The following is a 15,129-nucleotide window of genomic DNA, read 5'->3' on the forward strand; positions in this document are numbered from 1 at the left end:
TCACCTCCCTTATCCCTTCACCTGCGGCCACTACCACAATGGCATACGGGCAACACATTCCGGCAGCCCGGCCTTAATCATGGTTTCATCATTTTTGACGGTGATAAACAGGCACTGCTTATCCTCACCAAACGCCAGGCTGTTGGGATGCGGAGCCATAGGTATGGTCTGCAGCAGGCAATAGCGGGCTGTATCAAATACCGTTAGCGTGCCTTCGCCAATATCCACGCGAATTCCTTTGCGATTGGCGACGTACAGCCTTTGCCGCTCGCTATCCCATGCCAGGCCGATAGGCACTTCATCCGTTGCCATACATGCGATAACGTCGCCATTGTCGGCGTTCAGAACGAAGACCTGATGACCCGCGCTACGGGCAACATATTCACGTTCCAGATGATTGTTACGCCAATCGCTGCGGTCAATGCCCTGATCGACACCGAAGATCCGGTTTTGCTGTGGGTCATAGACCATATTAAGCAGTTGATCGACTTCGATCTCCCATTGGGAAACAACCGCCAAGCTGTCTGGGTCCACCACAAACAGCTGGCCTTGCATGTTAGAAACGAAGACGCGGCGCCCCATTTCATCCAGCGTGATGCCCACCACGTTATAGCCGAAACCGTGAATAATCTTCTCCAGCTGACGCTTGCGGGTATCCACCACAAACAGCACGCTATCGATACCCAGCCCCAGCCCTGGCAAGAACAGGCGCTCACTACGTGGATCGAAAACCAGCTCCCGCAGCTTCCATGGGAAGCCTTCACTCACGCCAAAGCGCGCCAATTCCCGTAATAAAAAAGCCTGACGCTCGCCGACAATCCCCTCCCGTTGATACAGCTGATGGAAAGCAATCTCCTGCATCAACGCAATGGTGGCGATCGACCGATTGGTGGCAATATCCACTACGGCGACGGTGCCGTTAAACCCCTGTGAGAGGTAAAGATGCCCGCGGCGATCGTCCAGCGCCACGCCAAACCCTTTGACCTGTAACGGGATCTCCTTCTCAACGGCCAGGGTTTGCGGATTTATCCGCAGTACACGGGATTGCCGCTCATCCTCCCAATCGGGAGAGCTGACAAACAAAGCCTGCTGTGAGGCGCTATAAACCAGCTCTACCAGGGTTTTGGCCGGATAGATGCGCTGAATATCGTCCAACGGTTCCTGCTTCATAATCCCCCCCTGTTATGGCGTAGCGCATCAAGCCGTAGCGCCGGTTGACCGACGGAATCGGCCATAGCGGCAAACACCTGACGTGTCGTTTGGACGATCTGCTGGACCTGATCGCATGAATAGCGGTCAGAGCGGTAGCTCAACATGACGCGCACAGAAGGCTCGCCGTCGATTTGCTCTTCCATCACCTCAAACTGCAACCCCAGCACCGATTCTGATTTCTCAGGATCGATCTGGCGAAAGCGGATCTGCTGGCCCGCGCCCAAGCTAAACGCTCCGTTAAGCTTATTTTTGGCATGAAGCTGAATGAAGACCTCAAACATATGGCTACCGTGCGGCGCCCGATCGCCAAACAGCCCTTCTTCGACCAGATCGATCGGGATGTCGCTGAAAGGCAGTGAATCATTTATCTGCCGCTTTACGTCATCGATCAGCGCGTTCAGCGTGATGCCGTCGGCAAAACCGATCCGATGGGCGACGACGGTGGTGAAGTAACCGATGGTATCGAAAAATTGCGCGTCGTTACGGCCAGATGCCGAGGTGCCAATGACCAGATCTTTCGCACCACCCAGCAGATGGAGCGCCGCAGCAATTCCGCTGTATACCACGTTAAACAGTGAGGCGCCCTGCTGTTTCGCCAGGCGGTAAAGCCCGGTGGAGACAGCGTGCTCCAACTTGAACTCAACCCAGTTGCCGGAGTGAGAAGCCGCATCGGCCTGTTGCGCTTCGCTGGCGAAAATCGACGCCCCAGACGGCGCATGGTGCAAACGTTCCAGCCAGAACTGCAGATGTCGATCGTTGACCCCGGCCTGTTGCTGTTGGATTGCGAACGCGTGGAACGGTGCCGGTGTCTGCGGCCACTCCGGTGCCGATCCGGCGGAACGGCTTGCCATCGCCAGAGCCAATTCATCCATCAGGATATTCACCGACCATTCGTCCAACACAATATGGTGGAACAAGAGCGAAACCACCTGTTGACCATTTTCCTCATCCCGCAGGAACGTGATTCGTACCGGTAACTCATCGTCGAGCTCAAAGTGGTGGCTGGCTGCGCGCTGTAGCGCCTGATCCAGCGGCACATCCTGAGACTGCGAATGCCAAAACCATTCGTACTGAGAGAGCATCTCCGGCGGAACGATCTGCTGAAAAACCTCGCCGGAAATGTCGACAAACAGGGTGCGCAAAGCCGGATGACGCAGCAAAATATCCTGGAAGGTCTGGAAGAAAAGCCCTTCATCAATCGGGTCGAGAAAGCGCAGCGCAAAGGGAATATTGAAAGCCTCGCCGCAGCCTAACGCCTGATAGATTTTCCACAATGACCGTTGTGCCAGCGATAACGGAGCCTGCGGGCTTAGCGAGGCCAAATTCTCCGCTTGCCTACCCGGTGAAGCGGCCACGTTATTAGCGATATAGGCATAGCGCGCCAGTTGAGCCGCGCTGGGATAGCTGAAGAGATCGTTGATATTGATTTCAAGATGCTGCTGGCTCTTCAAGCAGCCAATAATTCGCGTGGCAATCAGCGAGTGCCCGCCGAAATCGAAGAAATCATCATGTTCCCCCATCGTGGGCACGGCGAGCGCCTCGCGGAAGGCTTGCAGGATATGTTGCCGTATTGCCGCATCAGATCCCTGCGTGACAGGGGAATCCACCTCCCCCGCCAAGACCTCCACCGAGGTCTGCCGAGCGGAACAATCTGGCAGCGGCAAGAGCTCCATAATGAATGGCTCAGAGGAGTGCGGGGGAACCTGTTGCTGATACAGTGCACTGACCTTTTGCGGTATATCCTGCCAATCCAGTGATGCTGACAGAATGTGATGCACCACCATCCCCAGCATGCCGCCCCTGTCGCCGGAAAACAGCATAAAGCGCAGCGGCGGAGCCTGCTCCAGGTCAAAAGGTATCGCTTTGGCGCTTAACAGGGCGTCAATAGCTTCCTGGGGATGGCGGATCGTCTGGAGGGTCACCGCAGGCGGTGAACATGGATTGTTGCTGCGCATCAGCCCGTTCTCACCATAAACGTAACGGACGTTGATACCTGGCAACTGCCGTTGGGCTTGTTCCAGTGCGTTGACCAAGCGGCCATAATCCACTGCACCGGTTAACTGCCAGGCCCACACCTGTTGGCCTTCCCCATGTAGCTGTTGCTGGTGTTCGAACCAGGCCTGCTGCTCAAACTCGCTGGCAGCATCTTCTTCAGCGCTGAACTCGCTAAAACTAGTGTTCACATTTTCCTCCCAGACAAAAAACTGCTGCACCTTTGATTGGCGATAGATGACCTTAGAAATCCAGTTGGACGACGGCGCCAACCAGGCGTGGCCGCTGAATAACCGCGGTAGAAACGTCGTTATTCATCACCATGACGCGTTTATCAGAATCAAACAGGTTTTGTGCAAACACGCTGACGCGCCCCTGCTTGAAGGTGTAAGCCAACTGCATATTGGCAATCACTCTGGAAGGGATTTTCCCGCGTGGATCGTTGTCGTACTGGGAATAATAGGTATCGGAAAGCGTCACATTACCGCTTAACTCCAACCCCGGCATAAGATTATATTTCGCCCCCAAATTGGCGGTAACTGCTGGCGCGCGCGGTAATTCATGACCATCGATTCTGCTGTCGGAGAATTTCTTGATTTTGGTTTTTAATAACCCTACTGAGCTATTCAGCTCAAAATTCCCCGTCGGTTTCCAGATAGCCCCAAGTTCAGCGCCATAGGTTTCGACCTTATCTGCATTGCGGATCATCATTGAGTTCATAGTGGAATCCAGATAATACGGCAGCTGCATGTCTTTATAGTCGTTATAAAACAGGTTGGTGATCACCTCGAGATTAAGATCTTCAATGCCATGGCGGCTATACAGCTCATAGTTCCAGACATATTCAGGATCGTAGGTATAGTTGATCAAGGGGGCGGAAAACGTCATCCCAGCGCCACCGCCGTTATAGCCGCGAGCCACCTTGGCACCAAAGGTTTGCCGCGATGAAGGCTTCCACGCAACATCCAGCTTGGGCAGGAACACATCCCAGGTTTCATCAAAATCGACCTTACGCGCCTTGCCACCCTTACGTTGACGGTGCTCTCTTTCCACCCGGCTGGCAGCGGTAATATCGATGTGTGGCAACACGGCCCAGGTCACTTCGCCAAAGGCGGCGTAGGTATCCGTTTTATCCTTGAATGGGCTACCGCCAGGGAAAAGATTCACAAACTCATCCTGCGTCGCATGAAAGTAACGCGCACCAACCAGGCCACGCCAACGATCGTTTGGTGTGCCGAAAAGCACCAGCGGTTCCATTTGGAACTCTTTACCTTCAATGTCGGCCCACGGCAGCGCTTCTGCGGTACGGCGATGGTTACTGAAATCGGTATAAATAAACTTGTTCTGGACGCTTAACTGCTCCGACGGCTCCCAGGCAATATCCCAAATGCCACTGGTGGATTGGGTCTCAACGACTGGGCGACGCCGGTCAAAACGGGAACTGGCGTGGTTGGCCGGGCTTAGCGCTTCATTCTGCGGTGCCTGACTTTCATAGTGATTTATCGACAGTTTAGTGGTGAGATCGCGTAGCCCGGCCGGGTTAAACAACAGCTTCCCACGGATGTTGGTCACTTCGATTTCGCGCGGGTTACCCACCGGCTCGTAGGAAATCAGATCGACAAAACTCTCCCGCCGCTGGCGGTCGGCACTCAGGCGAAACGCCAATTGGTCCTCAACAATCGGCCCCGATAACATGGCAGAGGCCTGGGTAGAATCCTGATTTCCGCCCCCGGCCCTGACCGCCGAAGTCCAATCAAACGTCGGATCCTTGCTGCTCATCACCACCGCACCGGCAATCGCATTACGCCCCTGAATGTAGTTTTGCGGCCCTCGGTATACTTCGACCCGTTGCATATCCCACAGGGATTGCGGCCCGACGGCCAGTTCGTTATAGGTTAAGGAACGCCCATCGAGCGAGAGGTTCATACGTGGCCGTGTACCGCTAAGGAAGGCATTGGCGCCATTGGCTGGCCCTGAACCATCAATACCGCGAATGGTGGGAATATCGTTACCAATGCCCGTATCCAGGACGTTGGCCGTCATTTTTAGTAAATCGGATACCTGCGTTGCACCGGGCAGTGAATCGATCCGTGCATCGTCAAACACCTCAATACTGGATCCGGTATCGTAAATAGTGCGTCTTACCTTTTCCCCGGTAACAATAATGGTTTCAGGCTCATTATTCTCATTGCGTATTGGGGCATCATCGGCAGCAATAGCATCCGCTGCGGCGAAAACACACAACCCCAGAATAACGGAGGGCATATGATATTTTTCAGAAATGCGTTGGGGCCCATTACATAATGAAATCGGGCATTTTTTATCACCCTTTAGTTCGCTCATTGATATCTCCTTTGCCAAATTCGCACTGAATTTTTAGTTTTTTCAACTGAGCGACAAAGAACACACTGCTTAATAACTGGTCTTTACGACCTTATGATTAGTTTTTCACTTAATAACTGCGTGTAATACCGCGCCCCCCAAAGCTTGAAATAGGGGAGTCATTACAGCAAGCTAGCCGATGGTCATAAACGATAATCATTTACAATGTTGAATGCAAATCAATTTGATCACATTTGCGACAACCATCCCTTAGCCTTAGCGACAGCCGCCACGCAGTAACAGAGCCAGCAAGTACCCGCCACCTATCACTCCTGTCATTAATCCTACCGGCATCATCAGCCCTGATGGCTGTATCTGGGCGACAATATCGGCCCCCAACAACAGGCAGCCGCCCACCAGACCCGCACTGACCACCGGCAGGTTTGGACTGCGTGTCAGGCGTATTGCCAACTGTGGTGCCATAAGTGCGATAAAGGCAATCGGCCCCGCCGCGCTAGTTGCTACCGCAGCCAAAATCACGCCGCAGAACGTCATAATCTTGCGGGTGAGTTCGACACGGACACCCAGTTGGTGGGCTACCTCATCCCCCATGGTCATGATGTTCTGCTCCCTGGCACACATCAGCACCACCGGCAATAACAACGCGATGCTGCTGGCCACCGGGATAACGTGCAGCCAGTTGCGCCCCTGTGTGGTTCCCGCCAGCCATAAAGTGGCCATCACGGCGTTATCAATATCACCTTTAACCAGCAGCAAACCATTGAGGGCACTGAGTACCGCACCGACGCCAATGCCCATCAATATCAGGCGGTATCCCTTCACCACGCCGTGATGATGGGCTAACCAATAGACCAGCAGCGACGTCGCCAGCCCCCCGGCTATGGCCGACAGCACGATCGCTACGGTGTTACCGTTGAGCAGGACAATCTGCACAATCGCACCGGTTGCCGCACCGGTGGTGAAGCCAATGACGTCTGGCGATCCAAGCGCATTGCGCGATACGGACTGAAAAATCGCCCCGGAGATGCCCAAGGCGCCCCCGACTAAAACCGCCGTCAACACGCGCGGCAGGCGGATCGCCCTGACAATTTGCTGCGCCATGGGATTTCCTTCCCCCGCGATGGCTTGCAGCACGCTCGATACCGGCAACGTAAAGCGCCCCACCGTCAGAGCGAAAGCGGCAGCAACCAGCAGCAAAGAGGCCAAAACCAGGCATACCAGCACCGTCCTGTTAACGCTCATACCCGCCCCCCCTGCCAACGTTTCACCAGCAACACAAAACAGGGGCCACCGATCAGCGCCACCATGACGCCAACGCTGACTTCACCGGGATAGCCAACGATGCGCCCCAGAATATCGGCCAACAACACCAGCATGGCGGAAAACAGCATGGCCCAGGGCAATAGCGCGCGATGCTGCAATCCGGCAACGGCACGGGCAAAATGCGGTGCGGTCAGGCCAACAAAAACGATTGGCCCAGCCGCCGCCGTGGCTGCACCGGCCAGTATCACGATAATCAGAGCGGACATCACCACCAGCCAGCGCGGATTAACGCCGAGCGCCAGGCCGGCATCCGAGCCGAGTGCCGCAATATCCAGCATTTTGCTGCTGGCCAGCGCCAGCAACAGCCCCACGCCCACCAGCATGGCAACCGGGAGCAGTACGTCGAACCCTCTTCCCTGTAACGATCCAATCACCCAGTGCCGGAAGCGATCGAACGCTTCTGGTTCACTGTTGACGATGACGAGCTGAGTCAGGCTAAGCAGCACAATGGTCAGCGCGGCCCCGGCCAGCACAATCCTTACCGGGTTATTGCCATCAATGCCGCCAACCAGCAACACCGCAACGCTGACTATCGCCGCACCGGCCACGCCAAACCACATAGTGCTAAAGACATCCGCCACATTAAACACCGCGATCGACAGGACGATCGCCAACGTGGCACCGGCATTCACACCGAGCAGGCCGGGATCCGCCAGAGGATTACGGGTGAGCGTCTGGATGATGACGCCAGCCGCGCCAAGAGCCGCTCCAACCACCACGGCCAATAAGGTGCGCGGCAGCCGTAGATAACAGACCAGTAAATGCTCGCTATTGTGTGGATCAAACTGCGTGAGCGCCTGCCAAATCACTGCTGGAGGAATGGGTCGAGCGCCGAAATAGAGGCTGAAGCCACCGAGAGCCAGCAGTAAAAACAGGCCAGGGATCAGGCCAGCCAGTCGCCAGACACGCATTTCACCGCTCCTGCGTTGGGCTACCGGCAAAATGGCGGACAATGTCTGCCACCATCTCACTGGCACTGTAGTAATCCACCCGGAACGCATGCGCGCCAAGGCTGTAAACCCGGTGTTGTTGTACCGAAGGTAAGCGCTGAAGCAGCGGGTCATGCAGAAACTCGTTAATCCTGACGTCACCTGCGCTCAACAGAAACGTGGTGCCCGCCGTTAACTGCGTCAGATTCTCATATTCAGCCCAGATAAAGTCGCCGGAGCGGGTGAGATTGCTTTGCCAGGCCGGGTTTGGCGCTTCGATAGAAAACCCTAATGACTCGAGTAAACGGGCATGCACGCTGGCCGGTGTCGCCACGGGATTGACCGTTCCCGGGCCGTTAAAATTGATAATATTGGCTTGTCCGTCAGGCAGGTGGATTTGCTGACGGGCGTTGGTCAGCAGCGCGTCAAAACCGCCGATCCGCTGTTCAACCTGAGCCTCAAGCCCCAGTGCGGCTCCCAGCTCACGGGCAAGAGCTTGCCAGGTCTGATTGCCATAATTCACGATAATGACCGGCGCAATGGCCCGTAGCTCAGCCAAATAGGCGCGCGATGAGTCTGCGCCATTGATTGAGACGACGATCAAATCGGGGGCCATGGCATAGGCCAGTTCAAGATCGATACTGCCCGCGGGCCAGACTTTAGCGATGTGGCGCTGCTCGGCCACCTTGTCCCATTGCCCAAAGAACTGGCCGTTCACCGCCGTCGCGCTGGCGACAACCGGAGCATCGATCGCCAGTAGCGTTCCGGTGACGCTGACGGAGGTAGAGAGAATGCGGCCAGGAGGGGCCGGGATCTGAGTGACGGAGCCATCCGCGTTGTGAAACGCCCTGGGCCAACCTTGGGCCAAACCATGTCCGCTGCCCATCAGCAAGGCAAGTAATAATAAAAACCCCAACACGGAATGACGACATTTATCCGGTAACAACCTCATCTTCTGCTTACTCCCTATGCATAACCCCGAGGTGCCATCTCAGTGGCCACGGAGTGAACTTATGTGCCTCGCATAACCTTACCCTGCTCAATGTATCGCCAACAACATAAAAAAGAATAATTTTCATTCGCATTAAGCTCTGTTATATAGTTAGGCGGCTTCCGTTGGCCAATCAGGAACGATATGCGATGAAATCATTGACTCCAATGCAGGCAGCTTCATGGGTAGGCAGGCACTCTACGCAGGCATTAGGCGGCGTTGCCGCGCATTTGTACGCAGAATTCGATGGCACCATCACCGATATCCCCCGCTTTCGGCACGCAGTGGACGCGCTATATCGCACGCACCCAATGCTGCGTCTTCATGTCACCGCAGAGGGGCTACAGCATGTAGTTGCCAGTCATCCACCACTGGGTATCGATGATTTTTGTCATTACCCACCAGCCGAAGTACCACGATTGTTGGCTGACAAGCGGTGGCGCTTGGAAAACCAGCAGTTGCTGCGCGATCAAGGCTACCCGTGCGAAATCAGCCTGACGATATTGCCAGGGCAGGCCAGCCGGCTGCATATCGATCTGGATATGATCGCCGCGGATGCCCTCTCCTTTCGTATCGTGGTGGAAGATCTCGCCCGCTTCTACCAACAACCACCGCCACAGAGCGCCCCAGTGATGGAGGTCGCCTGGTTTCGCTATCTGGCGCAGCGTACCCACGATCCGCTGCTGCTTAGCGCCAGAGAACGAGACCGCGCCTGGTGGCGGCAACGTTTAGCGGATATTTCCCCTGCTCCCGCCATTCCCTATACGGACAGGCTGTGTCAAACCCGCAGAATGGCAATCCAGCTTAATCCCCAAATCAGCCATGCCTTGCAGCGCTGCGCACGTCACCACCATCTGACGTTAAGCTCGCTTTTCCTTGCCTTGTTCAGCCTGACGATGATGGAAGGTTTCAGGCAGCCCGCGTTGCGCATCAACGTACCGACCTTTTTCCGCACTCCCGAGATTGCGGGTGTTAACGACATCGTTGGTGATTTTTCCGATCTGTTGTTGTTCAGTGCCGGGCTGCGCCCCGATGAAACGCTGCTGCATTATTGCCAACGCACCATGACGCAGCTGCACGAAATCCTTGGCCACGGCGGCTATTCCGGGGTGAGCGTGATGCGCGATCTTTCGCGCCTGCGTGGCCAGCTGCAATACTCCCCCATCGTCTTTACCGCCGGGTTCGGTATCTCCGGTGGCGTGCTGTTCTCTGAGCGGGTCGGCGGGCAATTGGGTGAACTGGCGTGGGTCATCTCTCAGGGGCCGCAGGTCGCGTTGGACGCGCAGGTAGCCTGGATTGGCGATGAAATTCTGATCAACTGGGATGTGCGTGAAGATGCCTTCCCCCCCGGCCAACTGTATCAGCTCTTTACGCGTTTTCACACGCTCGCCGAACGCCTGGCAGCGGCACCGCAACACATTGATGACAGCGTTTCCGGCTGGTTGGCACCGCCAGCGGCAGTACGGCAAAAGGAGAAGCGAATGGGGAAACCATTAACGTCGCTCCAGCAGGCTTATCTGCTGGGAAGCGGCGAGCAATGGCCGCTCGGTGGCGTTGCCATGCACGATTTCAGGACCTTTAGGGGGGTCATCGATCCTGCGCACTTCCGCCGTCGGCTGGCAGAGTTGGTTAATCACTTCGCCGCGTTACGCACCTGGATCGACGAGGAAACACAGCAGCAGCACATTCTGCCTGAGCTGGAACCTCACCTGAAAGAGATCGACCTGCGCGATGCCAGTGAAGCAGACGCGGCTAAAAAAGTGCAACAGCTGCGGCAGCATTACCAACAGAGCCGCCACGATCCGTCGTCACCTCCTTGGCGGATCATTCTGATTACCTTGCCTGGCGCCACCGAGTACCAGATTTTCACCAGCTTTGATGCGCTGATCCTCGACGGCCAAGGGATCTCGCATATCGTCGCCCGGCTATTTGATGAACAGCCGCTTGCCGCACTTGAACATGACGCAACACCGAACGAAGTAGATGAAAAAGAACGGGAACGGGCAAAAGCCTGGTGGCAAGACAAGCTGGCGCAGGTCGTTACCCCTTCCCGGCTTCCCTGGCAGCAACCTTTGGGCGAGATCGTGCATCCCCGCTGGCGGCGTGAACAACAAATTCTGGATGCCAGCCACCTGAAGCAGCTCACCCGCCTTGGCACATCTCGGGGACTGTTTGCCAACACCACTCTGTCGGCTATCGTGCTCGACACGTTGGCGCTCTGGTCGGAAGATGAAGCGCTCACGGTAGGCATCCCCGTTGCCTTCGCGGCCAAAGAGGGGCAACCCACCAATCGTTCGACATTTATTGCCATTCACTACGTCCGACATTGTCGGCCGTTAGGCGAGAATGCCCAACGTCTGCAGGAAGACATTCTTGGCGGATTGCAAAACCTTGCCTGGTCAGGTGTGGATCTGGCTCGCCAGTTGTCACCGCGAACCGCGCGTGCCCCCGCGCTGCCGGTGATCCTGACCAACTGCCTGGGCTGGGAAACGCTACCGGCCAACGCGCCAATCCGTGCCGAAAGCGGTCTGACCCAAACGCCGCAGGTCGCGTTGGATATTCGCCTAATGTACGATGAGCAGCGCAATTTACTGATGATTGCCGACTATGTTGAGCAGGCTCTCGCGCCCGAACAGGTCAGCGCTATATTGAGCGCAATCTACCAGCGCATGCAGCATATAGTCTCTCAGGGCTCGCTGGATATCCCCGTCCGCGAAACGATGAATTACCCGCATTACCGGGCAAACACTCCCGCCAGCGCCGCCGTGAGCAACGATTTTCTGGGCCACATCGCAAAAAATCTGTTTTCCGGCTCTCGTGATGGGGTGGCCGTTATCTGCGGCGAACAACAATTGCGCTGGCAGGCGCTGGGTGAGCTCGTCGCCAGCATGGCCAACGGACTGCTCGAGCGCCAGTTGGAGCCGGGGAGCGTGGTGGCCATTTATCTTCCACGCAACCTGGAGCATATCGCTATCTCACTAGCCTGCTCCCTGTTAGGGATTATCCGGGTGCCGATAGATATTAATTCTCCTACGGCACGGACGGCGTATTTACTGGAAAATTGCCAACCCAAGCTGGTGATATGCGATGAAGACGCCGTAATCCCAGGCTCGGTCACGCCTGATGCGCTCAAATCCATCAACGTCAGCCCACCTCGTTTTGACGCTCGAAGCGACAGCTCCCGCCCCGCCTATTATCTATATACCTCCGGCACCACGGGCAAACCGAAATGCGTCGTGCTGAATAATCGGGCAACGGCCAACGTGATTGGGCAAACCCTCGCTCACTGGCAGATCACCGAGCGAGATGTCTTTATCTCGGTGACGCCGCTGCACCACGATATGTCGGTGTTTGACGTGTTTGCCTCACTCAGCGTGGGCGCAACGCTGGTGCTGCCAGCCAGGCATGAGGAAAAAGACGCCATCAGTTGGGGCCGCCTGGTGGCACAACACCGGATCACGCTGTGGTGCTCTGTGCCAGCGATCCTGGAAATGTTGCTGGACTGCGCAACGCCAGAACAGCTCTCCTCCCTGCGGCTAGTGGCCCAGGGCGGCGATTACATTAAGCCCGCCACCATCCGGTTATTGCGTTCAAGGCATCCTCAACTGCGGTTGATATCACTCGGCGGCCCGACGGAAACGACTATCTGGAGCATCTGGCACGAGATCACCACTAGCGACACGGCGCAAATTCCCTATGGTAAGCCGCTGGCGGGCACTCAGTATTTTATCTGTCATGACAGCGGTGAACATTGCCCTAGCGGCGTTGCTGGGTGCATCCACACTGCCGGGGCCAATCTGGCCTGTGGCTATCTGGAACATGGGGCGTTGGTGCAGCACGACTTTGTTGACGTGATGACTCCAGATGGCCTTAGCGAGCGAACGTTCCGTACCGGAGACATTGGCTATTACCGGCCTGACGGCGTCATCATGTTTGCCAACCGCATTAATGGCTACGTTAAAATTCGCGGCGTACGGGTTTCACTGCCGGAAATCGAGGAGGCGTTGCGCCAGCATCCAGCCATCGAGGATATTGTGGTGCTCGACTACGCGGTGGACGATACGTCAGAAAAGTCGCTGGGTGCGGTCTATCTGTCCGCTAATCAAGTCCCGCCGAGCACGTCGGAGCTGCGTATCTTCGCGCAGCGCTATTTGCCCTGTACTCACATTCCTGGCCGCTTCATAGTGCAAACCCGCTTTCCCCTCTCGGCAAATGGCAAAATCGATCGCCATGCGCTGCGTACCGAGCTGGAGCAATCTCATTCGGCAACGCTCGCCGCCCCGGTGACACCTCAACAAACGGTGCTGGCAATCTACTGCGCCGTAATGGGTCAGCCGCTGCGGCCTGAATGGCATCCGCAGACCCCGTTTCTTGCCATGGGTCTGAAACTCAGCCATATGCCAACGCTGAGGGAGAGGATAAGCGTGGAACTCGGCGTTTCACTGCCAGCAGCGGCCTTGATTAAGTGCAAAAACGCCGAAGAGGTTTGCTCTCTGCTGCAATAAAAAGCCAATCTCCGCCAGCGGGCCAGCCCATTGGCGGAAGATCTTACTGGTTTAGCAGTGGGTAAACCGGCTGCTGCCACGCTTCGGGCATCATCGCCCTACTCAGGAAGCTGTGCAGGTGGGTGAACATCTCCTCGACGTTCAGGGAAGCATACATCGCAGGATCGGCGTCAATATCGATATGCAGTTCGCTAGCATCCGTTCGGCCACGCCAGGTAATGTTAAAGCCATCCCCTGGGCCGCTCGCCATGACTTCGCGCTCTGCTTCACAGCCTGCAAACAGCGGAGGATCGAAGGGAAGTACGTTGATCAACGGAGAGAAAAAGTAACGAGTTCCTTTTCCCAACCCTTGATCGGCGGCCAGGGTCTCAATGCGATAACGCCCGTGAGCACGCAGGTCGCGTAACGTTTTCGCGGTGCGTTTGACGTAGTCCACAACCTTCTCCTGTGATTCGACATGAACAAACAACGGCAGAATATTCACCGCCAACGCCGGGACGCTGGCGGCCACCATGCCACGGCGGTTCATGACGGGCACCCAGATTGGCTGTATTTCAGCCTTATTCTCCCCATAAAGCCGAAACGTCAGCCAGGCAGCGGAAAGTGCCAATAGCAAATCCGGCCAACCTGTACCGCAGCGCTCGGAAAAGGCGCTCAACTGCTGGCTAAAATGTTCAGGCAGTACCGCTTCGCTGTGCAGACACTCCGCACCGTAGTCCTCCCCTCCCTTTTGCAGAACCGGGAGCGAAGGCCCATCGGTAACATACCGGCGCCAATACTCGGCATCCTGCCGCGATTTTTCGCTACTGGCGTAGTGCTGCTCTTCAGCCAGAAAATCATAAAATGCATGGAAAGATTGGCTAGCGGTGGTTTTTTGCAGGCGGGCGCGATAAAGCTCAGCGAGGCGATGTTCGATCAGCGCCATGCCGAAACCATCAATAATGATGTGATGCGCCCGAATATAAACGGTGTAATGCGAAGGTGAAAAGCGGATCAACCAGACGACCGCCAAAGGCTGGCTCAGTAAATTGAGCTGGCGCTCGATGTCGGCCTGCATTATCGATTCGGCAACGTCGGTCTGTTGTAACTCAATCAGGCGTACCCGAGGACGCCGTTGGGGATTGCAGCGCTGCAACGGTAGCTCGTCATTGTCAGCCAGTTGAAACTGGATGGTAAAAACATCGGTTTCAGCAACAACCTGCTCCAACGCCGCCAACAACGCAGGTTCATCAAGCTCGCCGCGTAGCGTGATGCGGTGGGCGACGGTAGAGACGGGCTGATGCGGATGAAAGCTAAACTCCTCCCAAAAATCAAACTGTGCCGGTGTCAGCGGCAACCAACGGACTGACTGAACGGTTTCCAACATGTTCCATCCCTTTTCAGTTTTTCAGTGTTGTGAAACAGCGACGTTGTATTCACCACCCGGTGAACGCCCTGCTTCATCCCAGAGAACAATGTGTGGCTCACGACATGCTCAGCACTGAAAATAAAAAGAAGAATTTGCTCGATCTGACAGGATGAGTAGCCCATCCATTAATGGAAATAGTAATCATTATCAATAAAAAATGAAATATCTTTGCTGTATTTTCAGCAAAAGCCAACGAGGGGAGGAAGGATTGAAGATGGCACAATAGAAGAGACGAAGCCCTGAGTTATTGCTAACTCAGGGCTTCTGAATGTTGGCGGAACGGACGGGGCTCGAACCCGCGACCCCCTGCGTGACAGGCAGGTATTCTAACCAACTGAACTACCGCTCCGCAACGTTCCCTCTTGCGGGGGAACGAGCCGAATATTACGGTTGCCTCGCCATTCCGTCAACGTCTTTTCTTATAAA

General features: G+C 55.8%; 8 protein-coding genes and 1 tRNA gene. 1 reads left to right on the forward strand and 8 read right to left on the reverse strand.

The window, feature by feature from the left end; all coding sequences use genetic code 11:
* Window positions 1-30: 30 nt before the first annotated feature.
* From ACMV5H_RS19215 to fepB, 6 genes are all read right to left on the reverse strand, one after another.
* Window positions 31-1,170, reverse strand: a complete 1,140-nt coding sequence (locus ACMV5H_RS19215; RefSeq protein WP_115158543.1) for a YncE family protein — start codon at window positions 1,168-1,170, stop codon at window positions 31-33.
* A complete protein-coding gene (locus ACMV5H_RS19220; RefSeq protein WP_414822296.1) occupies window positions 1,167-3,395 on the reverse strand; it encodes a condensation domain-containing protein in 2,229 nt (742 codons plus the stop codon). Before ACMV5H_RS19220 ends, ACMV5H_RS19215 begins: the two co-directional genes overlap by 4 nt.
* Before the next feature lie 52 nt (window positions 3,396-3,447).
* Entirely contained in the window at window positions 3,448-5,469 is a 2,022-nt protein-coding gene (locus ACMV5H_RS19225) for a TonB-dependent receptor (protein WP_371822177.1), read from the reverse strand.
* Window positions 5,470-5,802: 333 nt separating this feature from the next.
* Complete coding sequence (locus ACMV5H_RS19230; protein WP_094983006.1) at window positions 5,803-6,789, reverse strand: FecCD family ABC transporter permease; 987 nt, start codon at window positions 6,787-6,789, stop codon at window positions 5,803-5,805.
* On the reverse strand, window positions 6,786-7,781 hold the full coding sequence (locus tag ACMV5H_RS19235; protein WP_179253339.1) for a FecCD family ABC transporter permease: 996 nt from the start codon (window positions 7,779-7,781) through the stop codon (window positions 6,786-6,788). The genes ACMV5H_RS19230 and ACMV5H_RS19235 overlap by 4 nt, the downstream gene beginning before the upstream one ends.
* Window position 7,782: 1 nt before the next feature.
* Window positions 7,783-8,751 carry a Fe2+-enterobactin ABC transporter substrate-binding protein gene (fepB, locus tag ACMV5H_RS19240; RefSeq protein ID WP_179249139.1) on the reverse strand — a complete coding sequence of 323 codons (969 nt, stop codon included), beginning with the start codon at window positions 8,749-8,751 and terminating at the stop codon, window positions 7,783-7,785.
* Between the two features lie 188 nt (window positions 8,752-8,939).
* On the opposite strand from fepB, the gene ACMV5H_RS19245 reads away from it, so the two are divergent.
* Window positions 8,940-13,295 carry an amino acid adenylation domain-containing protein gene (locus ACMV5H_RS19245; protein WP_414822297.1) on the forward strand — a complete coding sequence of 1,452 codons (4,356 nt, stop codon included), beginning with the start codon at window positions 8,940-8,942 and terminating at the stop codon, window positions 13,293-13,295.
* A 43-nt stretch (window positions 13,296-13,338) separates the two neighbouring features.
* On the opposite strand, the gene ACMV5H_RS19250 is transcribed toward ACMV5H_RS19245, so the two are convergent.
* Together ACMV5H_RS19250 and ACMV5H_RS19255 are read right to left on the reverse strand one after the other, a co-directional pair.
* Complete coding sequence (locus tag ACMV5H_RS19250; RefSeq protein ID WP_414822298.1) at window positions 13,339-14,661, reverse strand: condensation domain-containing protein; 1,323 nt, start codon at window positions 14,659-14,661, stop codon at window positions 13,339-13,341.
* A gap of 314 nt (window positions 14,662-14,975) precedes the next feature.
* Window positions 14,976-15,052, reverse strand: a tRNA-Asp gene (locus tag ACMV5H_RS19255).
* Between the last annotated feature and the right edge of the window lie 77 nt (window positions 15,053-15,129).

This window comes from Serratia sp. N21D137 (assembly GCF_047530005.1).
GTDB classification, from domain to species: Bacteria; Pseudomonadota; Gammaproteobacteria; order Enterobacterales; family Enterobacteriaceae; genus Chania; species Chania fonticola_B.

Excerpts from the sequence above, each read along its gene's own strand:
- ACMV5H_RS19215 (WP_115158543.1), bottom strand. The coding sequence starts at position 1,170 with ATGAAGCAGGAACCGTTGGACGATATTCAGCGCATCTATCCGGCCAAA.
- ACMV5H_RS19225 (WP_371822177.1), bottom strand. The coding sequence starts at position 5,469 with ATGCCCTCCGTTATTCTGGGGTTGTGTGTTTTCGCCGCAGCGGATGCT.
- ACMV5H_RS19230 (WP_094983006.1), bottom strand. The coding sequence starts at position 6,789 with ATGAGCGTTAACAGGACGGTGCTGGTATGCCTGGTTTTGGCCTCTTTG.
- ACMV5H_RS19235 (WP_179253339.1), bottom strand. The coding sequence starts at position 7,781 with ATGCGTGTCTGGCGACTGGCTGGCCTGATCCCTGGCCTGTTTTTACTG.
- fepB (WP_179249139.1), bottom strand. The coding sequence starts at position 8,751 with ATGAGGTTGTTACCGGATAAATGTCGTCATTCCGTGTTGGGGTTTTTA.
- ACMV5H_RS19245 (WP_414822297.1), top strand. The coding sequence starts at position 8,940 with ATGAAATCATTGACTCCAATGCAGGCAGCTTCATGGGTAGGCAGGCAC.
- ACMV5H_RS19250 (WP_414822298.1), bottom strand. The coding sequence starts at position 14,661 with ATGTTGGAAACCGTTCAGTCAGTCCGTTGGTTGCCGCTGACACCGGCA.